Annotated in this window: 21 protein-coding genes and 1 pseudogene; 11 read left to right on the top strand and 11 right to left on the bottom strand. The window is 70.6% G+C overall.

Going from position 1 to position 22966, the window contains the following annotated elements; translation table 11 throughout:
- Positions 1-24: 24 nt before the first annotated feature.
- Entirely contained in the window at positions 25-1056 is a 1032-nt protein-coding gene (locus tag OP04_RS39605; protein WP_033345184.1) for a glutathione S-transferase family protein, read from the top strand.
- A gap of 197 nt (positions 1057-1253) precedes the next feature.
- On the opposite strand, the gene OP04_RS39600 is transcribed toward OP04_RS39605, so the two are convergent.
- The gene (locus OP04_RS39600; protein ID WP_033345117.1) at positions 1254-2675 is read right to left on the bottom strand and encodes an Nramp family divalent metal transporter; all 1422 of its coding nucleotides are present in this window, start codon (positions 2673-2675) and stop codon (positions 1254-1256) included.
- Positions 2676-2863: 188 nt separating this feature from the next.
- Here OP04_RS39600 and OP04_RS39595 point away from each other — a divergent pair, with 188 nt between their 5' ends.
- Positions 2864-3304, top strand: a complete 441-nt coding sequence (locus tag OP04_RS39595; RefSeq protein ID WP_232323912.1) for a DUF3307 domain-containing protein — start codon at positions 2864-2866, stop codon at positions 3302-3304.
- A gap of 1455 nt (positions 3305-4759) precedes the next feature.
- Here OP04_RS39595 and OP04_RS39590 read toward each other — a convergent pair.
- The 4 genes from OP04_RS39590 to OP04_RS39575 form a co-directional block, all read right to left on the bottom strand.
- The gene (locus tag OP04_RS39590; protein ID WP_033345116.1) at positions 4760-5026 is read right to left on the bottom strand and encodes a YggT family protein; all 267 of its coding nucleotides are present in this window, start codon (positions 5024-5026) and stop codon (positions 4760-4762) included.
- An 88-nt stretch (positions 5027-5114) separates the two neighbouring features.
- Positions 5115-5999 (bottom strand): type II toxin-antitoxin system PemK/MazF family toxin, encoded by an 885-nt coding sequence (locus OP04_RS56880; protein ID WP_408606833.1) that lies wholly within the window; start codon positions 5997-5999, stop codon positions 5115-5117.
- Between the two features lie 48 nt (positions 6000-6047).
- Positions 6048-6815, bottom strand: coding sequence for a hypothetical protein (locus tag OP04_RS39580; protein ID WP_157240986.1), 768 nt, complete (start codon positions 6813-6815; stop codon positions 6048-6050).
- A gap of 126 nt (positions 6816-6941) precedes the next feature.
- Positions 6942-9218, bottom strand: a complete 2277-nt coding sequence (locus tag OP04_RS39575) for a transglycosylase domain-containing protein (RefSeq protein WP_085067140.1) — start codon at positions 9216-9218, stop codon at positions 6942-6944.
- 280 nt (positions 9219-9498) lie between these two features.
- On the opposite strand from OP04_RS39575, the gene OP04_RS39570 reads away from it, so the two are divergent.
- The 4 genes and pseudogenes from OP04_RS39570 to OP04_RS39555 all read left to right on the top strand — a co-directional run bounded on the left by OP04_RS39570 (position 9499) and on the right by OP04_RS39555 (position 14146).
- The gene (locus OP04_RS39570) at positions 9499-10554 is read left to right on the top strand and encodes a transporter substrate-binding domain-containing protein (protein ID WP_157240984.1); all 1056 of its coding nucleotides are present in this window, start codon (positions 9499-9501) and stop codon (positions 10552-10554) included.
- On the top strand, positions 10541-10837 hold the full coding sequence (locus OP04_RS55020; RefSeq protein ID WP_198154146.1) for a hypothetical protein: 297 nt from the start codon (positions 10541-10543) through the stop codon (positions 10835-10837). Before OP04_RS39570 ends, OP04_RS55020 begins: the two co-directional genes overlap by 14 nt.
- 100 nt (positions 10838-10937) lie before the next feature.
- Positions 10938-11648, top strand: a pseudogene (locus OP04_RS39560) (PP2C family protein-serine/threonine phosphatase); the annotation flags it as partial.
- Between the two features lie 167 nt (positions 11649-11815).
- Positions 11816-14146 (top strand): putative bifunctional diguanylate cyclase/phosphodiesterase, encoded by a 2331-nt coding sequence (locus OP04_RS39555; RefSeq protein ID WP_232323911.1) that lies wholly within the window; start codon positions 11816-11818, stop codon positions 14144-14146.
- Positions 14147-14444: 298 nt separating this feature from the next.
- On the opposite strand, the gene OP04_RS39550 is transcribed toward OP04_RS39555, so the two are convergent.
- Together OP04_RS39550 and OP04_RS39545 are read right to left on the bottom strand one after the other, a co-directional pair.
- Positions 14445-14864: an organic hydroperoxide resistance protein gene (locus tag OP04_RS39550; RefSeq protein WP_033345113.1), complete on the bottom strand. Its 420-nt coding sequence runs from the start codon at positions 14862-14864 to the stop codon at positions 14445-14447.
- A gap of 5 nt (positions 14865-14869) precedes the next feature.
- Positions 14870-15301: a MarR family winged helix-turn-helix transcriptional regulator gene (locus OP04_RS39545; RefSeq protein WP_157241002.1), complete on the bottom strand. Its 432-nt coding sequence runs from the start codon at positions 15299-15301 to the stop codon at positions 14870-14872.
- Positions 15302-15415: 114 nt separating this feature from the next.
- Here OP04_RS39545 and uraD point away from each other — a divergent pair, with 114 nt between their 5' ends.
- The 5 genes from uraD to OP04_RS39520 all read left to right on the top strand — a co-directional run bounded on the left by uraD (position 15416) and on the right by OP04_RS39520 (position 18929).
- Positions 15416-15916 carry a 2-oxo-4-hydroxy-4-carboxy-5-ureidoimidazoline decarboxylase gene (gene uraD / locus OP04_RS39540; RefSeq protein ID WP_157240982.1) on the top strand — a complete coding sequence of 167 codons (501 nt, stop codon included), beginning with the start codon at positions 15416-15418 and terminating at the stop codon, positions 15914-15916.
- On the top strand, positions 15913-16251 hold the full coding sequence (gene uraH / locus OP04_RS39535) for a hydroxyisourate hydrolase (protein ID WP_033345110.1): 339 nt from the start codon (positions 15913-15915) through the stop codon (positions 16249-16251). The genes uraD and uraH overlap by 4 nt, the downstream gene beginning before the upstream one ends.
- A gap of 5 nt (positions 16252-16256) precedes the next feature.
- Complete coding sequence (gene pucL, locus OP04_RS39530; protein WP_033345109.1) at positions 16257-17090, top strand: factor-independent urate hydroxylase; 834 nt, start codon at positions 16257-16259, stop codon at positions 17088-17090.
- Positions 17087-18415 (top strand): 8-oxoguanine deaminase, encoded by a 1329-nt coding sequence (locus tag OP04_RS39525; protein ID WP_033345108.1) that lies wholly within the window; start codon positions 17087-17089, stop codon positions 18413-18415. Before pucL ends, OP04_RS39525 begins: the two co-directional genes overlap by 4 nt.
- 325 nt (positions 18416-18740) lie before the next feature.
- Positions 18741-18929 (top strand): hypothetical protein, encoded by a 189-nt coding sequence (locus OP04_RS39520; protein ID WP_033345107.1) that lies wholly within the window; start codon positions 18741-18743, stop codon positions 18927-18929.
- A gap of 241 nt (positions 18930-19170) precedes the next feature.
- On the opposite strand, the gene OP04_RS39515 is transcribed toward OP04_RS39520, so the two are convergent.
- The 4 genes from OP04_RS39515 to OP04_RS39500 form a co-directional block, all read right to left on the bottom strand.
- Positions 19171-19806: a DedA family protein gene (locus OP04_RS39515; protein ID WP_033345106.1), complete on the bottom strand. Its 636-nt coding sequence runs from the start codon at positions 19804-19806 to the stop codon at positions 19171-19173.
- 28 nt (positions 19807-19834) lie between these two features.
- Positions 19835-21295: a M28 family peptidase gene (locus OP04_RS39510; RefSeq protein ID WP_051799805.1), complete on the bottom strand. Its 1461-nt coding sequence runs from the start codon at positions 21293-21295 to the stop codon at positions 19835-19837.
- Positions 21296-21508: 213 nt separating this feature from the next.
- A complete protein-coding gene (locus tag OP04_RS39505) occupies positions 21509-22279 on the bottom strand; it encodes a pectate lyase (protein WP_033345104.1) in 771 nt (256 codons plus the stop codon).
- Between the two features lie 271 nt (positions 22280-22550).
- Entirely contained in the window at positions 22551-22817 is a 267-nt protein-coding gene (locus tag OP04_RS39500; protein WP_033345103.1) for a hypothetical protein, read from the bottom strand.
- Between the last annotated feature and the right edge of the window lie 149 nt (positions 22818-22966).

Raw genomic sequence — 22966 nt, 5'->3', positions numbered from 1 at the left:
CGGAAACCGGGCATCATGTCACCCATGGGAACCGAGTCGCAGCAGGGCGTCTACGTCAACCCGCAGGGCGAGTTCAACCGCGACCAGCGCTACCTCACCACCCGCATCACGCGCGACGGGAGCGAGGGCTGGCCGGTCGAGCCCGGCCGCTACCGCCTGATCGTCAGCCGCGCCTGCCCGTGGGCCAACCGGGCGATCATCGTCCGGCGCCTGCTCGGCCTCGAGGACGTCCTCTCGATGGGCATCGCCGGCCCCACCCACGACGAGCGCAGCTGGACGTTCGACCTGGACCCCGGCGGCGTCGACCCGGTCCTCAAGATCGAGCGGCTGCAGCAGGCGTTCTTCAAGCGGGACCCGGACTACCCGCGCGGCATCACGGTGCCGGCCATCGTGGACGTCCCCACCGGCCAGGTGGTCACGAACGACTTCGCGCGGATCACGCTGGACCTCTCCTCGGAGTGGGCCGAGTTCCACCGGCCCGGCGCGCCCGTCCTCTACCCCGAGGACCTCCGCGAGGAGATCGACACCGTCAACAAGCGGGTCTTCACCGAGGTCAACAACGGTGTCTACCGGTGCGGGTTCGCCGGGACGCAGGAGGCGTACGAAAGCGCCTACGCGCGACTGTTCGACGCGCTCGACTGGCTGTCCGAGCGGCTGGCCGGGCAGCGCTACCTGGTCGGCGACACGATCACCGAGGCGGACGTGCGGTTGTTCACCACGCTGGCCCGCTTCGACGCGGTCTACCACGGGCACTTCAAGTGCAACCGGTCGAAGCTGTCCGAGATGCCGGTGCTCTGGGCGTACGCGCGAGACCTGTTCCAGACGCCCGGCTTCGGCGACACCACGGACTTCGTGCACATCAAGAGCCACTACTACGAGGTCCACCGCGACATCAACCCGACCGGCATCGTCCCGGCCGGCCCGGACCTCTCCGGCTGGCTGACGCCGCACGACCGGGAGTCGCTGGGCGGCGAGCCGTTCGGCAAGGGCACGCCGCCCGGACCGCCGTCCGCGGCGGAGACGGTCCCGGCCGGCCACAACCCGCTGTCCGCCTAGCTCCTCACCGAAGAACCTGGCCGGCGCGATTCGCACCGGCCAGGTTCTTCGCAACCACCCGCGGCACCGCCGGGGAGCCCGCTGCCGCCCCGGCCACCCACCCCTGACCGGAGTACACGCTCGGCTGATGCGACGACCGGTGCCCGCGGGAGCAACGCTGCTGGACCACGCTGGAAGCGGGAAATAGATCTTTGCCTTTAGCCCATCCAGTCCAGCAGTTTGGCGCCCTGCTGCCAGATGGTGAGGGCGGAGAAGACGCCGAAGAGCAGCACGGACCAGACCAGCGCCACCACCCGCCACACGCGCGGACGGATCTCCGGCGGCAGCACGCGGCGGTTGAGCAGCAGCAGGAGGACGGAGTAGATGAACATCATCAACCCGCCCACGCACGCGGCGATCACCAGCAGCGGCAACGGCTGGTTCAACCCGGCGAGCAGGACCACGATGCCGATCGCGACCAGGCCCCAGACAAGTCCGAAGTAGATCCGGTTCTCCGAGCGGGAGCGCAGGTAGGACGTCTTGAGCACGTCCGCCGCGAGCCGGCTGGTGTAGTCGACGATGCCGAGCGCGGCCGCGAACAGCGACAGCGCGCCGATCAGCCAGAACAGCGTGCCGAACCAGCCGCCCACGGTGGCCTTGAGCGTCTCGCCCTCGATGCGCAGGAACTCCACGCTGTTGGCCAGGCCCGGCGTGCCGAAGACGGTCGAGTACGACAGCAGCGACATCAGCACGATCGTGACGAACGAGATCAGCGCGAACGTGAGCGCCTGCTCCTGGTTGGCCAGCCGCCACCAGCGCCGCCAGCGCGTCAGGTTCTCCGGCGTGGTCTCGAAGATGAACCCGGTACCCGGCGCCGCCTCCTCCGCGCCGGTGACCGGGCTGACCAGGCGCGGGACGTACGCGCCCATGCCGTAGCCCTTGTCCCGGATCCAGTTCGACTGGCAGAGGTTCTGGCCACCGCCCGCGCCCGCGAAGACCAGCGCGGAGAGCATCAGCGCGAAGCCGAGCTCGGTCGGGAAGTCCGGCGCGGTGACCGCGGTCGGCAGTTCGGCCCAGGCGTCCGCGGAGATGGCGAACCCGATCGCGACCGCGATGAACAGCACCACCAGGATGACCTTGAGACCCTCGATGCGTTCCAGCGCGGTGTAGATGACCGGCGCCAGCGTGAGCGTGACGCCGATGACCAGCAGCATCCCGATCGCGATCCAGGTGGCGTTGCCGCCGAACAGGTACGTGACCATCGTGGCCGAACTGGTCGCCCAGCCCGGCCAGAGGTTCGCGAAGTAGACCATGATCGCGAAAACCAGTCCCCAGTGGCGCCAGAACCGGGAGAAACCGGTGAGCGCGGTCTCGCCGGTGGCCAGCGTGTACCGCTCGATCTCCATGTTCAGGAACCACTGCGTCACGATGCCGACAGCCGCGGCCCACAGAAAGACGAGCCCCACCTGCGACGCTATATACGGGTAGAGCACGAACTCGCCGGAGGCGAGTCCGACGCCCGCCGCGACCACACCGGGCCCGATCACCCGCCGGGCCGACGCGGGTGGTGGCGGCAGATCCCGGACGACGACCTGGGGTAAATGGCGTGCCGGGAATCGGCCGGCTGCGTTCTCGCTCACGAGGGTCCCTTTCGCGCTGCGGAAATGGGCCGCCCTCTATACCCTCGACGAAATCCGGCCGAAACGTCACGGTCTCTCGATCCAGGGCATTACGCGATGTTCACCACATTTGTCCCGAGTGTCGGATGGTGCGCAGCGGTGGCGACCCGGAGCGCGGACGATGTGGGTACCCGGCGGAAAGGCCCTCCATGATCGAGCACCCGCTAGCCGCACAGCAGATGACGTTCGTGATCACGCTGCTCGCGCTGATCGTGGGTCACCAGCTCGGCGACCACGTCATGCAGACCGACCGCCAGGCCGCCCACAAGGCCGGGCGCGGCCGGGCCGCGGCCACCGCCATGGCCGGCCACCTGGCGGCCTATCACGGCACCGTCGCGGTCGTACTGGGGCTGACGGCATGGGCGCTGGAGGTCCAGCTGACGTGGCTCGGAGTGGCGGCGGGACTGCTCTTCAGCGTCGTCACCCACGCGATCCTGGATCGGCGCGCGTTCGTGCGGCTGGTACTGCAGCACACGGGGTCCCGGGAGTTCGCCGACCAGACGTCACCGGTCTGCGGGATGTATGTGGCGGATCAGTCCCTGCACTGGGCCTGCCTGCTGATCTCGGCATTGCTGATCGCGAGGCTCTGAAGCTTCCCGCTTCCGGCGTGGCGGGGGTCTGCTTGCTTCTGTGGGCGCTTGAGTCTTTCCGGGGGCGAGCCCAGATCCCGATTCCGGTCACGCGGTGGTCCGGCCCGCGACTCGCCGCCGGTACCTCGCCGATCAAGAGAGAAATCCAGACCTTGATCTTCCCGCTTCCGGCGTGGTCCGGCAGCGTTGCTCCCGCGGGCAAACCTCGCTGCGCGCCAAGACTCCGCCGGCGCTCCGCTTGCCGCTTCGCGTCGGAGCCGGTTTCGCGGTGGCCGGGGAAGAGCACGCGATTCCCGGCGTGGTCGCGGTGAGCGAGGCGCGTTCCAGCACCACTCCTGCCCTGCCTTTCAGGATCGGGGGCCGTCCGCTCTGTCTTTCAACGCGGGACGGTCGTCCTGTTCTCGGCGCGCGGGACGATCTGTCCTGTTCTCAGCGCCCGAGACCGTCCCTCCTGTTCTCGGCGCCGACACTGTCCGCCTCACTTTCACACCCGACCCGGCACCCACCCGACTCGCCCTCGCGACCTGACCTGGGCTTCAAAGATTCGCGTCACGGGCACTCCGTGCCCGAAATTTCGTGTTATTGGTTGCGTTGGGTGGGCTGGTCGCTGTTTTTGCCTCCGGCGGGCCTCCGGCGGGCCTCCGGCGGGAGCGCTCCGGCTCCGGGGCAGGGGCACAAGCTTCAGCTGCGCTGAGCCCGTTCCCGTGGGTGGCTGGGTTTCGTGCGGCCTGTCTGCCCCGTTTGCCGTCGACCCGGGACAAGCCGAGCAGATCATCGGCAGGGCCGCCAGCTTTGGTCTCGTCGGTGGCGGTGGCGCGGTTCTCGCGTTTGGTGGTCGCTTTTCGTTGATGGCCGCGGTCCGTGGGTGGTCCGGTCTTGAGGGTTGCGTGACGTCGTCCGGCGCCGGTCAGCGTCGTGGTCGGGTTCAGGCTTGCGCCGCGTTGCTCGCCGCCGGTTGCGTTGGTGGCGGCCCTGCCGATGATCTGCGCCCCTGCGGGCGGGTCGATGGCAGACGGGGCAGCCAGGCGGTCACCTTTGTGACTGCTTGCGCATAAAAGACAAAGACCGCGCGGGCGGGCGGCGGGGCTGTTCATTCGGGCCGGGAAAGGCCACCAGAGACGTAAGGATCTTGGGTCTCGAATGTTGGGAGGGTGCTCTTGAATTTCGGGAGATTGGTGCCGCATCCAAGAGCAACTCGGGCCTGAGGGTGACTGCTGCCGTGATCGAGCTGCGGAAAGCGGGTTGCGGGAAGCAGATTGCAGGAAGCGGGTTGCGGGAGGCGAGCTTCGGAGCGCGCGGGGGCGCAGAAAGCGGAGCGGGCGCCGTACGCCCGAAATTTCGGGAAATAGCGGTCTTGGGAGGGGTGGCCTCGACCTGGCGCTGAAGAAATCTACAAAAAAGTCCGGAGCGGAGCCCTCCAGCTCCGCTCCGGACTACCCAACCCCGGGAGAACGGCTAGAAGATCGCCTGCAGGAGGAGGACGACGGCGAAGACGACGATGAAGGAGAGGTCGATGCCGACGGCGCCGAAGCGGACGGGCGGGAGGATTTTGCGGACGGGGGCCAGGACGGGCTCGGTGATGGCCCAGACCACGGTTGTCGCTCGCGCGCGGAAGGAGCCGGGCAGTGAAGGGCCGGCCAGGACGGTGCTCCAGTCGAGGAGTGCGCGTGCGATGAGCACGAACTGGAACAGCGTCAGGACCGCGCTGATCAGGGCGAACATGGGTGACCTCCTGGGTACGTCACCCAAGAGTGCGGCAGGATCCTGAGACCTGGCTGTGTAACCGGCTGAAGACTGCCTGTGAGGCGGCTCAGGCCCAGTTGTAGGTGTGGCGCAGCACGTCGGCGATCCGGTCGAAGCGGGGGCGGTCGAGGATGGCGCCCTCGCGGCGGATGCCGTCCTCGTCGACCTGGATGACGCGGTCGAGGCGGACGAAGCTGGGGCGCTTCTCGCGGTCCCACTCGCCGGGGCCGAGCGCGAGCCAGTGGCGCTGGCCCTTGCGTTCGCTCTGGCTGGAGAGCATCAGGCCGAGCAGCACGCGGCCGTCGCGGCCGACGACCAGCACGGGGCGGTCCTTGCCCTTGGAGGCGTCCTCCTCGTAGGCGACCCAGGTCCAGACGATCTCGCCCGGGTCGGCCTGGCCGTCGAGCTCGGGCGCGTAGGCGAGCTGGCGGCCCTTGCGGATCCGGGCCGTGGCGGGCGTCGGGCGGGCGGGGCGGGCCTCGCTGCCGGTGCCGGGGCGCGCGGTGGGGCGGCCGGTGACGCGGCGGCTCAGGTGCGTCGCGTTCTCCCGCAGGCTGCCGCGCTGCCGGGGTGCGGCGGGCCGGGACGACGGCGTCTGGGGAGGCTTTGGCGCGGCAGCCTGCGGAGCCGGAGACGCCGGGGCCTGGGGCGCCGGAGCCGGGCGCTTCGGAGACGCGGGCGCGGGAGCCGGAGACGTGGGCGCCTGACGCTCGGAAGCCGGGCGCTTCGAAACCGGGGCGGGTGCCGGCGACGCCGGCGCAGGGCGCGCGGGAGCCTGAGAAGCGGGCTTCCTGGACTCGGTCGCCTTGGATCCGGGCCCCTTGGGTGCGGGAGCCTTGGGTGCGGGCGCCTGAGAAGCGGGACTCTGAGGCGCGGGAGCCTGGGGAACCCGGGAGGCCTCGGAGGTGCGTCCGGTCAGCCAGTCGAGGATTGCCCGCAGGATTCGCGCCATGACGGCACCCTACGGGGCGCGCGCCACCCGCGCCCACCGTGGTGGATCTTACTTCGTTGCGTAACCGCTGACCGACGGTGTGTAGGTGGCGATGGAGGTCTGGCCGTAGGCGTCCGTGACCCGGTAGCGGATCGGCGGGACCGGCCCGGAGGCGCCGCGCGCGGGCGTGAAGATCACGTAGCCGGCCGCGGAGATGAGCGTCGGGTCGAACGGGCGGCCCTCCTCGGCGGCAACGCCGGAGATCGCGGCCAGCGAGTACTCGCCGTGCGTGGACGGGGGCGCGGCGACCTCCTTGCCGTTCGCGTCCACGTAGCCGATGCCGCCGCCGGGTGGCAGCGGGACCTGGACGCTCTGCTCCACGCCGGGGCGTCCGGCGCTGGTCAGATCCTTGATCACGGGCGGCGCGGGGCGGGTGACGGTCGGCGTGTAGGTGGTCGTGTGCGTCACGCCGGCCGGGTCGGTGAGCTCGATCGTGACCGGGTCCGCGGCGCCGAGGAAGCCGAGCGTGGGCGTGTAGCTGATCGTGGTGGCGGACTCGCGCGCGTAGAAGCCGTTCGGGACGACGACGCAGTCGGTGTACTCCGGGTGCCGGTTCGCCAGTTGCATGGTCCAGCCGGTCGGCAGCGCCAGCGTCAGCTCCTGTTTGACCAGGCCGGGTGCGGTGGAGGTGTGTGGCTGCTGCCAGACCGGTGCGATCTCGGTGGCGCCGGTGGCGGGCGCGGCGGACGCGGGCGAGGCCGCGAGGAACGGCCAGGCGAACACGGGCGCGGCGAGCACGGCGGCGGTGGCGAACGTCAGCGATCTTGGAGTGGGCACAGGCTCAGGATAAACGCCCATAAGCCGCCTACCGGGTCAAACAACGGGGGAGTCGGACCAGAAAACCCGTCCGGGGGTACGCCAGGCGCCTGGCGTACCCCCGGACGGGTTTGGTGATCTTGCTGTTTAGCGCGGTCCGTTGTTGCCGGGGCGGCCGCCGTTGTTGTTGCCGCCGCCCGGCGTGGAGGACTTCTCCGGGGCCGGGGCGGTCTCCGGACGGGACGGGTTGCCGGACTTGAAGGCGATCTTCGCGCTGGGCGCGTTGAAGTTCTTCTTCTCCTGGCCCTTCAGCGCATCGCGCATGGTCCGGGCGACCGCGGCGATGACCTCCTTCTGGACCGGGGCGCCCACGGCGTCGCGTGGGTTGTCCGGGTTCACCGCGATGCCGGCGATGGCCAGCTGCGGCGTGAAGCCGATGAACGACTCCGTCTCGTTGTCCGAGGAGCTACCGGTCTTGCCGGCCATCGGGCGGTCGATGATGTCCCGCACCTCGATCGAGGTGCCGTTGCTGCAGGCGCCCTGCTGGGGCTGCTGGCCGAGCGGGCAGCGGGCCGCGTCGGTGGCGGCGCGGGCCACGTCCTTGTCGATGACCTGCTTGCAGTCCGGCTGGGCGGCCTTCGCGGCCGCCTCGCTGGCCGCACCGGTGGTGTCGATGATCGAGACGACCGGCGTGGGTGCGCAGTACTTGCCCTCGGCGGCGACGGTGGCGTACGCGTTGGCCATGTCGAGCGGGGTGGTGCTGGAGACGCCGAGCGTGAACGTGCCCCAGCTGGCCGACGCGCCCTCCTCGGCGAACTTGGCGTCGCCGTTGCGGAACTTGATGCCGAGCCGCTTCGCCATCTCCACGGCCTTGTCCGCGCCGACGGTCTCCTCGAGCTTCACGAAGAACGTGTTCGAGGACTTGCCGAAGCCGGTCCACATGTTCTGGTAGCCGTCCTGGTAGCTGGTGCTCGCGTTGCTCGGGCACCAGTAGCCGCCGCAGTTGGGCTGGCCGCCGATCGGGTACTTCGACTTGTACGGCGACTTCGTGGTGAAGCCCTTGTCCAGTGCGATGCCGTTCTCCAGCGCGGCCAGCATGACGAACATCTTGAACGTCGAGCCGAACTGGTAGCCCGCCGAGTCCTCGGAGCCGGCGACCAGCTGGTTCACCGTGTTCGGGTACTTCTTGCCGCCCGGGTTGTCCTCGATGCTGTAGTGCCGGTTGATCGCGAGCGCCTTGACCTTGCCGGTGTTCGGCTCGATCGCGGCGAACGGCGCGGCCTTCGGGTTGTCGAAGCCGTAGATGTTCTTCGACTCGTCGGACAGCTTGTTCTGGATCGCCGCGTCCATCGAGGTGACGACGCGGAAGCCGCCCTTCTTCAGCGAGTCGTAACGCGCGGACGGCGTGGAGCCGAACTCCTCCTGCTCCTGCCACCAGGAGACGAAGTAGTCGCAGAAGAAGCCCCAGCTGTTGTGCGCCTCGGAGACCGCGGTGCAGTTGCTGCGCGCGCGGCTCGGCTGCAGGCCCAGCGGCTCGGCGATCGCCTTGTCCGCCTCGGCCTGGGTGATCGCGTTCGTCCCGACCATGGCGCCGAGCACGTAGTTGCGGCGGGTGAGCGCCTCGGTCTCGCCGTTCTCGCTGAGCGGGTTGTACTGGTCCGGGGACTGGACCAGACCGGCGATCATGGCGGCCTGACCGAGCGTCAGCTTGTCCGCGGTGGTGGAGAAGTACGCGTTCGCGGCGGCGGAGATGCCGTACGCGTTGGCGCCGAAGTACGCGATGTTGAGATAGCGGCGGAGGATCTCCGGCTTGTCCAGCGAGTCCTCGATCGTGACCGCGTAGCGGATCTCCTGGAGCTTGCGGCCGGTGGTCTGCTCGAGCGCGGCCTGCCGCTCCTCCTCCGTGATGCTCGGGTCGTTCTTGAGCACGTTACGCACGTACTGCATGGTGAGCGTGGAGGCGCCCTGGGAGACCTCGCCACCCTGCGCGTTCGACACGAACGCGCGGACCAGGCCCTTCACGTCGACGCCGCCGTGCACGTAGAAGCGGGTGTCCTCCGCCGCGACGATCGCGTCCTTCATGACCTTCGCGATGTCGTCCGCGTCCAGGTCGGTCCGGTTCTCCTCGTAGAACTGCGCGATGACGGTCTTGCCGTCGTTCGCGTAGACGTACGACGTCTGGGCGGTCGGCGGCGTCTGCAGGGCGCTCGGCAGATCCTCGAACGAGTCACTGGCCAGCTTCGCCGCAAGACCGGCGGTGGCGCTCGCGGGCAGGGCGGCTCCGGCCACCACCGCGCCGCCCACCAGGCCGAGCATCGCCAGCGTGAGCACCTTCCGGGCTATGGAGAGCGTGGTGCGCGCCTTGCCGGGGGCCGCGGTCTCCGGGGGGGTCTCCGGGACGGGCGGTTTTGCCGGTACCTGCATTGCGGGAAGGATCCCCTCGTCGAGATGTGGGCCGTCTTCAAGAGTCCCGCTGCGAAGCGCAGATGGCCACTCCGCGGGCGGAAGTCACAGGCAGCTGCCAGTGACGGATCAGCTCACAGCACGTACATTCCTGTTTGCGTGCCGTGATCATTCGTGTCCATTGGTGACCCGGGGGCGGGGCACTCGTCCGGATTGTGGTCTGTCGTCGTGCCGCGTCTTAGGAGAACATGAACGCTCCATTGATTCGGCACGGGGTTCGGCGTTCTTACGGGGGTGAGACGTGTCCGTTCAGAAAGACTCCGGGAAGGGCTCCCCGGTTGCGGCCGAAGATGACGAGAAGCCGACACCCGGCTGGGGGCAGTGGTGGATGCGCTTCCGCTTCGTGATCCTTGCGGGACTCGTGGTGTTCGCGGTGGTGGTGACCGTGAGTTTCGTCTTCCTCACCCGTACCCCGTCCGTGGACGAATTACGCGAGCAGGCCGGACTCAACGGTAAACAGACGTTGAAAATCGGCGTGAAGTTCGATCAGCCCGGGGTCGCCGAGCGTCAGTCGGACGGCACGTTCAGCGGTTTCGACATCGAGATCGCCTACCTGGTCGCGGAGGATCTTGGATTCCGCCGCAATGAGATCGAGTTCTACCAGATCCAGAGCGAAGATCGCGAGCGCATGCAGGCGGAGACGCCTGATGGGGCGAACGTCGTGATCGTCGACCTGGTGATCGCGAGCTTCAGCATCACCGATGACCGCAAGGAGGCGCCGGGCGTCTCGTTCTCCGCGCCGTACCTCTATACCGAGCAGTCCGTGCTCACGCTCAGCGACCACGCGCCGGTCGCGACGCTGGAGGATCTGCGCGGGAAGAACGTGTGCAGCCTCGCCACGGCGACCAGTGCGACCGCGGCGGCCCAGGCCGGCAACGTGGTGCGCTCCGAGCTGACCATCACCCGGTGCGTGGAGCTGTTGCGGGACGGCACGGTGGAGGCGATCAGCACGGACGCCACCATCCTCGGCGGGATCAAGGCGAAGTACCCGGACCTGCGGCACTGGGACATCGGGCTGACCACCACCGAGGCGTACGGCATCAACGTCGGCGAGAACGACGCGCTGCTCGCGCTGGTCGACCTGAGCCTCTGGCACTCCCGCGAGGACCCGGACGATGATCGCCGGCCCGATCCCGCCCTCGGTCGCGCGGCTCGGCACGCACTGGGCCGCGGTCGCGGCGTCGATCGTGGCGCCGTTCGCCGTCGGCGTGCTCTTCATGCGCGTGCCGATACTGCCGGACACCGCGATCGAGGTGTCCGCCGGCGCGGTGATCACGCCCGAGGTGATCACTCGTGAAGGGGAAAAATCCGATCAGGAGTACGAGGTCTGGCGCGGCCGGCTGATCACCGTGGACGACTCGATGATCACGCTCATGGATGCCGACGGCCGCGTCCGTTTCATCCCGTCGTCCGCCGTACGGTCCCGTACGCTGTGTCCCGAGGCGGAGCAGGTGCCATCCAGCACGGTCTACGTGCAGGGATGGTATGCGGAGGACACCGCACTGGAGTGGATGGCCCCGAAGCAGGTACGCACCGAACCGGACCCGCGGTGTCAGGGACGCCCCGTGCGGACCGAGTGATTCTGCCGCCGAACCCGGCGCACGACGCGTTCGGTTGGCGGACCATGATGGGATACCACCGCCTGGAGACAGGCCGACGACGATTTGGCAGGCTTCCGCCATGACCTTGCAGCTGCGATCCGCGGCGGTCACCGACCGCGGCCTCATCCGGAGCGGGAACCAGGACTGCGCCTACGCCGGGCGCTACCTGGCGGCCGTGGCCGACGGCATGGGCGGGATGGCCGCCGGCGAGGTGGCGAGCCAGCTCACCATCGAGGCCGTCGCGCCGTTCGACTCGCTGATCTCCGACGAGCAGCAGGTCGAGGCGCTGCACGCGATGGTGGAGGCGGCGAACGCGCGCATCCACGAGCACGTCTCGGCGAACCCGACGCTGCAGGGCATGGGCACCACGCTCACCGCGCTGCTCTTCTCCGGGAGCCTGTTCGCGCTCGTGCACGTGGGCGACTCCCGGGCGTACCTGCTGCGGGACGGCAAGCTCGTGCAGCTGACCCGCGACGACACCTACGTGCAGATGCTGGTGGACGAGGGCGTCATCACCGAGGCCGAGGCGGACGTGCACCCGCGCCGGTCCGTGGTCACCCAGGCGCTGCAGGGCGAGGCGGTCGCGCCGGCGTACGCGAAGATCCCGCCGGAGGCCGGCGACCGCTGGCTGCTCTGCTCGGACGGGCTCTCCGGCGTGGTGTCGCTGGAGACCATGAACGAGACCATGCTGGAATACCCGGACATGCAGGAGTGCGCGAAGCGGCTCATCGACCTCGCGCTGCGCGCCGGCGGCCCGGACAACATCACGGTGGTGCTGGTCGACCTGATCGACGGCGCGGCCGAGACGGACCCGCAGGGCGCCACCTGCGCGGCCGAACCGGCCGAGACCGCCCCCGCGGAGAAGGTCGCCTAACCGTCGAATCGCGTGGCGCCGAGACCTGCGGTAGGTTACTCACCGGTCGTTGACCTGCGGCCTTTCGATGCCCGGTGAGTGTGATGACCTCTACGCGCCTCGCGCCCGCGATGCTGCCCCTCGCCGACGCCCCCACGCGGCCGCGCGTCCGGTTCGGTGTCGCCGTGTCCGCCACGCTGCTCACGGTCGCGTTCGTCGTCGCGGTGAACGCCACCGGCGTGCTGCCCGGCCCGGCCGGCGTGGCGCTGGACAACCTGGCACAGCTCGCCGCCGGGGTGGCCGCGGCGGCGGCCTGCCTGGTCACCGCGCGCGGCACGACCGGCGCCGCGCACACCTGGCGGCTGCTGATCGGGCTCGGCATGGCCGGCTGGTCCGGCGGACAGCTGGTCTGGACCGTCGACCAGCTGTTCGGCGACGACTACCTGCCCGGACCGGCCACGGCCGAGCTCGGCTACCTGTCGCTGCCGGTCTTCGCGCTCTGGGCGCTGCTGACCGTCGCGGCCGCCACGCCTCGCCGCGTGCTCGGCCCGTCCTGGCGCGTCCGGCTGACCGCGATGCTCGACGTGGTCATCGTGCTCGGCTCCGTGATCATGCTGTCCTGGGCGCCGGTCCGCGCGCTGATCATGGCGGCGGACGGGCTGCCCAGCGCGGTCGTGGCCGGCGTGGCCCACCTGCTGATGGACGTGCTGCTCGGCGTGCTGCTGGCGCTGCTGCTCGTGTTCCGGCAGCCGCCCCGGGCGCTGTGGCCACAACTGCTGCTGCTCGGCGGCGGCCTGGCGGCGCTGACCGTCGCGGACGGCTTCTACGCGTACCTGGTGTCCATGGACGCGGACCGGATGCTGGCGCTGCACAGCGCGGGCTGGATCCTCGGCCCGGCGCTGATCGGGCTCGCCGCGCTGGCCCGCACGCCCGCCGAGGACGAGAAGGCCACGCCGGGCGATCTGGACGCGGTGTACCTGCTGCTCCCGCTGCTGCCGGTGCTCGCGACCGGCGTCACGATCGCGATCCGCACGCTGGTCGGGCACCCGCTGACCTGGCCGGAGGTGGCGCTCGGCTGGCTCGGGCTGCTGCTGGTGATCGCGCGCCAGCTGATGACCATCGTGGACAACCGGGCGCTGCTGCTCTCCGTGGCGGAGGCGCGGCGCCGGCTCGCGCACCAGGCCGCCCACGATCCGCTGACCGGGCTGGCCAACCGCGAGCTGTTCGGCCGGCGGCTGACCGCGGCCGTGGACGCGCACCGGGACGAGGGCCGGCCGATCGCGCTGATCTTCGTGGACCTGGACGACTTCAAATTCGTCAACGACAGCTTCGGGCACGCGGCCGGCGACCGGATGCTCCAGGAGATCGCGGCCCGGCTGCAGCGCTGCGTGCGCCGCGACGACATGGTGGCCCGGCTCGGCGGCGACGAGTTCGCGGTGCTGCTGGAGGCGGACCCGGGCGCGCCCGGCCTGGTGGGGGAGCGGATCCTGGCCGCGCTGCGCGAGCCGGTGCAGATCGACGGCAAGCCGGTCACGGTCGCGGCGAGCGTGGGCGTGGTGGCGCCGGAGCCGTACGACATCGGCCTCACCGGCGACGCGCTGCTGCGACGCGCGGACGCGGCCATGTACGCGGGCAAGCGCGCCGGCAAGAACATGATGGTCCGCTACGCCGGCACCCGCGACGGCGGCGGCGACGCGGACCTGCCCGGCCTGCTCGCGGAGGCGCTGGCCGCGGAGCCCGCGTCGTCCGGCTTCGCCGTGCACTACCAGCCGATCGTGGACCTGCGCAACGGCGGCACCGTGCTGGCCGTCGAGGCGCTCGCCCGGTGGACGCACGCGGACCTCGGCGTGATCGGCCCGGACGTGTTCGTCGCGGTCGCGGAGCGGGCCGGCCTGGTCGCCGCGCTCGACGACTTCGTGCTGGACACCGCGTGCCGGGACGCCCGCGCGCTCGCCGCACTGCACGGCGGCGAGGTGGCCGTGCACGTGAACGTGTCCGGCGGGCGGCTCGGCCGTCCCGAGCTGGAGTCCGCGGTGCGGGACGCGCTGCGCCGCCACGACCTGCCGCCGGAACGCCTGATCCTGGAGATCACCGAGACCAGCCGGATCGCGGACCTCTCGGCCGCGGTGTCGGCGGCGCGGCGGCTGACCGAGGCCGGCGTGCGGCTCGCGCTGGACGACTTCGGCACCGGTTACAACACGCTCGCCCAGCTGCACGCGCTGCCGGTCACGATCGTGAAGCTGGACGCGTCACTGACCACGGCGGACGAGCGGTCCCGCGCGCTGATCCGGTCCGTGCTGGCGATCTGCCGGGAGATGGGCGTGTCCGTGATAGCGGAGGGCATCGAGGCGACGCCGCAGGCGGCCGCGCTGGCCGGGCTCGGCTGCCCGCTCGGCCAGGGCTACCTCTACGGCGCCGCGGTCCCGCTGAACTGATATCAAGATCCATCCGACCGCTCCGCGAAGATCAGGAGCAAGGTCAAGGTCAAGATCTAGTTCATTTTCCCGCTTCCGGCGTGGTGCGGCCCGCATGCTCCCGCGGGCCAACCTCGCTTCGCACCAAGACTCCGCTGGCGCTCCGCTTGCCGCTGCGCTCGGAGCCGGTCCCGCCGTGGCCGGGAGAAGAGCACGCGAGACCCGCGGCCGCTCGTCTCCCGGCCGCGCGCCGGGCCGGGCGAGGGGGTGCGCGAGATTCGCGGACGCCCGTCCCCCGGCGCGCGGCGGGCCGGGGCGGTCAGACGTGGACGACCGTCACGTCGATGTTGCCGCGGGTGGCGTTCGAGTACGGGCAGACCTGCTCGGCGGCGTCGGTCAGCGCCTTCGCGCCGTCCGCGTCCGCGTTCGGCAGCGCGACCTCGAGGATCACGGACAGGCCCAGCGCGGGCGTGCCCTCGACGCGGCCGAGCCCGACCTTCGCGGTCACGGTCGACGCGCCCAGGTCCAGCTTCCGCTGGCGGGCGATCAGCCGCAGCGCGGAGTGGAAGCACGCGGCGAACCCGGCCGCGAACAGCTGCTCCGGGTTGGTGGCGCCGCCCGCGCCGCCCAGTTCCTTGGGCGTGGCGACCGGGAAGTCGATCAGGCCGTCCGTGGATCGGACGGTGCCGTTGCGTCCGTCGCCGGACGACTGGACCTCGGCGGTGTAGATGGCCGACATGCGCGTCACTCCTTCGTACCGTTGATGGTGGTGGTGATTTTTTCGAGCGTGCGGTGCAACTGGACGTACTCGTCCAGGGAGATGCCCAGGCCGCCGGCGACCGTCATCGGGATTGCGGCGCACTCGGCGCGCAGCTCACGGCCGGTGCCGGTGAGGCCGATCTCGACCACGCGCTCGTCGGAGGCGCGCCGCTCGCGCCGGATCAGCCCGGCGGCCTCGATGCGTTTGAGCATCGGGGAGAGCGTGCCGGAGTCGAGCCGGAGCGTGGCGCCCAGCTCCTTCACGGTGACCGGCTCGTCCGGCCGCTCCCAGAGCACGAGCAGCACCAGGTACTGCGGGTAGGTGAGGCCGACGCGGTCGAGGATCGGCCGGTAGAAGTCGGTGACCGCCCGCGACGCCGAGTAGAGCGCGAAGCAGAGCTGGTACCGCACACCCATGCCGATCGGATCATCCGTCACCCGGCAAAAGTAGCCCACAATTCAGTTGTGCACAACTGAAATCGGGGGATCAAAAGGCTTCATGATCGATGGCCGGACTGATTGACTGGTCGGGTGACCGACCAGCTCGCCGCGCTCAACCAGCTCCCGGACGAACAGGCGCGGGCGGAGCTGCGCACCTGCTGCGCCTCCACCCGGTGGGCGGCCGAGGTGGCGGCGCGCCGTCCGTACCCCCATCGTGATCTTTTGATGAACGTCAGCGACGCCGCGCTGGCAGTGCTCAGCTGGGACGACGTGCTGGAGGCGCTCGCGGCCCACCCGCGGATCGGGCAGCGGGTGACCGGCGGCGACCGGGAGAGCGCCTGGTCGCGGCGGGAGCAGTCCGGCATGGACGATGCGGCGGACGACGTCCGGGCCGCGCTCGCCGAGGCCAACGCGGACTACGAGGAGCGGTTCGGGCACGTGTTCCTGATCTTCGCGAGCGGCCGGTCCGACGTGGAGATGCTGGCCGCGGCGCGCGAACGGCTCGGCAACGACGAGACGGCCGAACGGCGCGTGGTGCACGGCGAGCTGACCAGGATCGTGCGGCTGCGGCTGGAGAGGCTGTTCGGATGACGGAGTACGCGAGCATCTCCACCCACATCCTGGACACCGTCAGCGGCGAGCCGGCCCGCGGCGTCTACGTGCGGCTGGAGCGCCGGGACGCCGACGGCTGGGCGCAGATCGCGGAGGGCCGCACGGACGACGACGGGCGGCTGCGCGAGTGGGCGCCGATCAACGCGTGGCAGGCGGGCGGGTTCCGGCTGGTCTTCTACGTCGAGCCGTACCTGGGCGGGAACGCGTTCTTCCCGGAGATCACCATCGCGTTCCACGTCCACGACCCGGGGCGGCACTACCACGTGCCGTTGCTGCTCAGCCCGTACGGCTACACCACCTATCGAGGGAGCTAGACACAGTGGCGATCGTGCTCGGGCCGAATCAGTACGGCAAGGCGGAGACCCGGGTGGTGCGCGTCGTCCGCGACGGCGGCACCCACACCGTCACGGACCTGAACGTCAGCGTCTCGCTCTCCGGTGACCTCGCCGCCACCCACCTGACCGGCGACAACGCGAACGTGCTGCCGACCGACACCCAGAAGAACACGGTGTACGCGTTCGCGAAGCAGCACGGGGTGGCCTCGCCGGAGGCGTTCGCGCTGCTGCTGGCGCGGCACTTCACGGCGACCCGGCCCACGATCGGCGTGGCGCGGGTGGAGATCGAGGAGTACCCGTGGCACCGCCTCGGGCCGCACTCGTTCTCCCGGGACGGGTCGCTCGTGCGTACCGCCGGCGTGGTGGTGTCGTCGGCCTCCACGGAGATCACCGGCGGCCTGGCCGGGCTGACGCTGCTCAACTCCACCGACTCGGAGTTCTCCGGCTTCATCAGGGACGACTACACCACGCTGGCCGAGACGTCGGACCGGATCCTGGCGACCGCGGTGGACGCCGCCTGGCGATTCTCCTCCGCTGATGCCGACTTCAACGCGGTCTGGACTGCGGCCCGGGACGCGCTGGTGGCCGCGTTCGTCGGCACCTACAGCTACTCGCTGCAGCAGACGCTCTACGCGATGGGCACGGCCGTGCTGGAGGCCTGCCCGGACCTGGCCGAGATCCGGCTGCGCCTGCCGAACAAACACCACTTCGTCGTGGACTGCACGCCGTTCGGGCTGGACGCCACGGCCGAGGTGTTCCACGCCGACGACCGCCCGTACGGCCTGATCGAGGGCACGGTGCTGCGGGACCCGGCGTGATCACGATCGAGAACTGCGCGATCGCCACGGTCTCCGGCCCGGAGTACACCCGCGGTCACGTCGTCGCGGACCCGGCCACCGGCCGGATCGTGGCGGTCGGCAGCGGTCCGTTCACCGGTGCCGTGTCGCGGCGGATCGACGGCACCGGCTGCCTGCTCACGCCCGGACTGATCAACACGCACCACCACCTCTACCAGTGGGCCACCCGCGGCCTCGCCCAGGACGACACGCTCTTCGGCTGGCTGACCACGCTCTACCCGATCTGGTCCCGGATCGACGAGGACATCGTGCACGCGAGCGCGTCCGCCGGGCTCGCGTGGCTCGCGCTCACCGGATGCACGCTCAGCACCGACCACCACTACCTCTACCCGCCCGGCGGGGACCTCTTCGGCGCGACCGTCTCGGCGGCCGCGGCGATCGGGCTGCGCTTCCACCCCACGCGCGGGTCGATGGACCTCGGCGCGTCCGCGGGCGGGCTGCCGCCGGACTCCGTGGTCGAGACCGTCGACGCCGCGCTCGCCGCGACCGCGGACGCCATCGACCGCTTCCACGACCCGTCGCCGTCCGCGATGGTGCAGGTGGGGGTCGCGCCCTGCTCGCCGTTCTCGGTCACCGGCACGCTGATGCGCGAGGCGGCCGCGCTGGCCCGCGACCGGGGCGTACGCCTGCACACCCACCTCGCCGAGACGCGCGACGAGGAGGAGTTCTGCCTCGCCTCGTTCGGCTGCACGCCGGTCGACTACGCGGAGAAGCTGGGCTGGCTCGGCGACGACGTCTGGCTCGCGCACGCCGTGCACCTCTCCACCCAGGACATTTCAAAGATCAATTCCGCGGGTACGGGTGTGGCGCACTGCCCCGGCTCGAACGCTCGCCTCGGCGCCGGTCTGGCCCCCGCGCGTGAGCTGCACCTGGTCGGCCTCGGCGTCGACGGCCCGGCCTCCCAGGAGAACGGTTCCATGATCGCCGAGCTGCGGCACGCGCTCTACACGGCGCGCCTCCGCGGCGGCCCCACCGCGATGACGGTCCGCGACGCGCTGTTCATGGCCACGCTCGGTGGTGCCCGCTGCCTCGGCCGCGACGCGGATCTGGGCACGATCGAGGTCGGCAAACTCGCGGACCTCGCGCTCTGGCGCCTCGACGGACTCCCGCACGCCGGCATCGCCGACCCGGTCGCCGCCCTGGTGCTCGGCCCGCCCGCCCCGCTCGAGTCCCTGCTGGTCGGCGCCCGCGACATCGTCCACGCCGGCACCCTCCTCACCGCCGACCCTCTCGCACTCGCCCGCAACGCCACCCGCGCCGCCCACCGCCTCCTCGGCAGCCGCTGACACCTCGCACTCCAGGCCCTCTCGTTCCGCTCCACGGGCGGTCACGGCCTGCGTTTCCGCAGGCGCCGGAATGAAGCCACTCAGCGTGGATCGGTCTCGCCGTTTCTCCGGGGTGGTTGCTCCCCGGGAGGGCTCGCGGCGCGGGCCCTGTCAGCGGGCGGCGAGAACGGGCGCTCCGCGCCCGAAATTTCGTCATAAAGGAGTCATTCATCGAGTAGACGCGGGTAGCACAGTCTCCACAGTCGATCACCGTGCGGCGGAGGATCATTGACCGATGCGAAAGGTAGATCGACTAGCGCTGTTGATCTACCTTTCGCATCGGTCAATGATCCTTTGGGTGGAGATCGCTCCTTGCGGCGATCGCTGCCTGGGCTGGGTGATGCGGGCCGGGCTGGTCGCGGCGACCACCCTGGGGTCGGCGGACTACGGCAGGACCGGCCCTCGCGTCGTGCGGAGCGCCAGCGGAGCCCGGCGCGAGATCTGCCCGCAGGAGGAGATCGGTGCCTATTTGTGAAATGTCGGGTGCCTGGCGCCCGGAAGTCACCGGTCTTCGCCGCCACCATGGGTGTGCCGGACCACGGCGGGACCGGCTCCTCGCGTCGTGCGGAGCGCCGGCGGAGCCCGGCGCGAGGTTTGCCCGCGGGAGCAACGCTGCCGGACCACGCCGGAAGCGGGCAGATGAATTAGATCTTGACCTGGACCCGCCTCCTGGCCGGCGCGAATACCGGCGGCAACACGCGAACGTGGCCATCGCGTCAGCGGGATCGGGGTCTGGGGTCGCCCCCAGGCAAGCTCAGTGCGGCGCGGGTGCGGATGTACCAGGTGGAGGCGAGGCCGAAGAGGGTGGTGACCAGGAGGGCGGTCCAGGCGAAGTCCTTGAGGTAGCGTTCGGCGGCCTCGCCGACCCAGACGATGAAGAAGACGGTGCCGAAGGCCCAGACCAGGCCGCCGGCGCCGTTCGCGATCAGGAAGCGGCCGTAGGGGACGTGCAGCGCGCCGGCGAGCGGGCCGGCCAGGATGCGCAGCAGTGCGATGAAGCGGCCGAAGAAGACGGCCCAGACGCCCCAGCGGGCGAAGACCTGTTCGGCGCGGGCCAGGTGCGGCGGGCCGAGGTGGCGAGGGAAGCGGCGGCCGAGGCGGACCAGCAGCGGGCGTCCGCCGCGACGGCCGATGGCGTAGCCGATCGAGTCGCCGACGATGGCGCCGATGGCCGCGCCGACCGCGATGTACCAGGGGCTGAAGCCGGCGCTCACGGACAGCAGCGACGCCGAGATCAGCGCGAGCTCCCCGGGAAGCGGGATGCCCATGCTCTCGCCGCCGATGATCAGCAGCACGACGGCGGCGATCGCGAGGGGTGGCAGCGTCGACAGCCAGTCAACGAGATCGTGCACGACTGTCGACGCTACCCGTTCCCGTGGCTCAACTTTGCGTGATCACCACATCGTCGATCGCGGCCTCGACCAGGCTGGCCGTGGACGCGTCCGCGGCGTCGACCAGGATGCGCACGGACTGGCCGGCGAACGCGGAGATGTTCACGCTCGCGGTGGCCCAGGACGCGGCCCGGTCGGAGGCGGCGCCGGACACGGTCAGCACCGTGCTGGTCGTGCTGCCGGCGACGCGGACCCGCAGGTAGTCCGCGCTGCTGGAGTTGCTCAGGTGCGACAGGTAGTACGCGAACGACAGCGTCAGCGTGCCGGAGGACGGCAGCGTGATCGCGGGCGAGCGGACGCTGGTGATGCCGCCGTCGACGTCGTTCGCACCCGCGCTGCTGCCCGCGGTCGCGCCGGTGACCAGGTCGTATCCGCCGGTACGCGCCGCGAGCTGGGTGGCCACGCCGGAGCTGGTGGCGCCGGGCGTGCCGCGCTCCCACGCGCCGGAGGTGGCGGTGTCGGTCGCGTCCGGGTCGGTGGTCCAGCCGGTGGCGGTCTCCAGGCCGTCCGCCCAGACCTGCGTGCCGGGGGTCGCGGTCTCGGCGGCGAGCGTCCAGATGGTGTGCGCGATCGCGTCCGAGTTCCGGTCCAGCGCGGTGTCGTTGATGTTGGTGGAGGTGTCGCAGGACGCGTGGTAGCACGGGTCGAAGCGGGCGCCCGCGGTGCCGCCCCAGAGCGTGGCCTGTGCGCTGGTCTTGGTGCCCTCCGCGCCGGTGAACGTGCCCCCGGCGGGAATCCCGACCGCGATGAACGGGCCGTAGTCGCTGCGCCCGTCGAAGTCGGTGCCGCGCGTGGGCACGCCGATCCCGGCGAAGTAGCCCTCGATCACGTCCTCGATCTCGGCGCTGCCGGCCGGGCCCGGACCGGAACCGGTGTTGTCCGAGTTGTCGCCGTCGTAGACGAAGTAGCCCGGGTTCGGCGAACCGACCATGTCGAAGTTGAGGTAGCCGGTGATCTGCGCCCGCGCGGCCGCGGACAGGTTGTTGACGTAGTACGTCGACCCTCGCAGCCCCTGCTCCTCAGCGCCCCACCAGCCGAACCGCAGGTGCCGGTCCGGGGCGAAGCCGGTCTGCGCCACCGCGAGCGCGCTCTGCAGGATCGCCGCGGAGCCGCTGCCGTTGTCGTTGATGCCCGGTCCGGCGGTCACGCTGTCCAGGTGCGCGCCGGTCATCAGCACGTCGTTCACGTCGCCGCCGGGCCAGTCCGCGATCAGGTTGTAGCCGGTGGACCCGCCGTAGGTGAACGACTGCACGACCGTGGTGTAGCCGACCGCGTCCAGCTGACCCTTCACGTAGTTGATCGAGGCCAGGAAGCCGGGGCGGCCGTGCGCGCGATTCCCGCCGTTGGCGGTCGCGATCGACTGCAGCTGGGTGAGGTGCGCCTTGACGGCGGTGACGGAGATGTCGGGCGCGGCCGCGATCTGAGCCGGTGCCTGCCACGCGGCCGGCATGATCAGGAGGGCGGCGGCAGCGGCCACCAGAGGGTGCGGCAAGGGGATCTCCCCGGGGTGTAGGGATGCGGGACGCCGGTCAGGCGCTCACGCGAGGCTCCCCACTCCCCGGGGTGTAATCAATAGCGCTGGATCAATTCCTTCAGATGCCGCTCATTCCCCCGTCGACCAGGGAAAACGTCATCATGTGCGGATGATGGGCACGGCGTTATCTCACTGCCGCACCACGCCGGTCACGGTGCACGTCTCGCCGTCCGGGCCCTCGCCGATCTTCGTCGGCTCGTCGCCGGTGTCGTTGCCCTCGAACAGGTCGCAGAGCGAGATCTCCTCGTCCGCGTCCCCGATGATCGTGACGCCGTTGATGACCAGCGTGTCGCCGAGGTTCGCGTTGACGCCGGCGAGCGTGTCGCCGGGCGCGGTCACGGTGATGTCCTCCATGGTCACGGTGCGCGGCGCCTGGGTGGAGCAGTTGCCGCAGGACCGGTAGAGCTTGCCGAAGTCCGAGACCTCGAAGTCCCGGATCGTGACCGACCCGCCCGCGCCGCGGTTGTCCTGGAAGACCTTGTCCGCCGCGCCCGCCGCGCTGCCGCCCTCGATCACCACGGTCGCGTCCTCGCCGCGGAACGTGGCGGCGTCCTCGCCCACGTTCTCCCAGAAGACGTTGCGCAGCGTGCAACTCCCGGCGCAGTGGACGCCGTCCGCGGCCGGGTCGCCCAGGATCACGTTCTGCAGCGTGGCGCCGTCGGCCAGCTCGAACAGCGCGTCCTGCCCCTCGTCCTGCCCGCCGTCGCCGAGCGCGCCACCGCCGATGAACCGCTGGTTCTCCCCGTCGAACACGCCGTCGACCTCGATCGACGCGGTCACCACCTGCTCACCGGTGGCGTCCGGCGTCTCCGCGGACGCGTAGGTCGTGATGCCCACGGCGCTCGCACCGGCCACGATCGCGGCCGCGATGACCAGCCTCCGCTTGACAGCAACCCTCATTGATCAGCCTTCCGCACGCCGGTCACCCTCGATCGGGTGGGGAACCGCTTTCCGGTCCCTGCCCTGTCGCACGCGCGCCCCGCCGTCCCGGTTTGATCCCGCCCGAAACTTAAGGAAACCCTAAAGCCCCCCAAATCCCCCGAGATCGGATCCAGGGCTGCTCGCGGCACTTTCCGGACTCGACGGGTGACGCGACGGGCTCGGGGCGGCAAGCGACGGGCGAGGCAGATGCGGCGAGCCATGCGGGCGCGAGGTGCGAGGAGCCGCGGGCCTAGGGTGGCGGGGCGAAGAGGCCGGAGGCGGCGAGCAGGTCTGCCAGATCCTCGACCAGGTCCGCCTCGACCGCGCCCTCGTCGCGCAGCCCGGCCGCGGCCAGCCGCCGTTCCGCCTCCGCGCGGTCGACGCCCAGCGCCAGGCACACCGCCCGCGCCGCCTGCCGCGCGCTGCGCCCGTTGCCGGCCAGCCAGGCGAACACGTCCCGCACGTCCGCCCCGCGCCTCAGCTCACGCCGCGCGAACGCCACCGACGAATCGCCCATCCCCCGAGTATCCCGGAAAGATCTTGCCCCGCTGTCCTGCCGGATCGTTCCCCAAGATCAAGATCTGATTCATGTGCTCGCTTCCGGCGTGGTGCGGCAGCGGGGTTTTCCGGACCACGGCGGAAGCGGAAGGGAGGAGCGCCAGCGAC

The sequence above is a fragment of the Catenuloplanes japonicus genome (assembly GCF_000717135.1).
Taxonomy (GTDB): Bacteria; Actinomycetota; Actinomycetes; order Mycobacteriales; family Micromonosporaceae; genus Catenuloplanes; species Catenuloplanes japonicus.
This window is presented reverse-complemented; position numbering and strand designations above follow the sequence as displayed.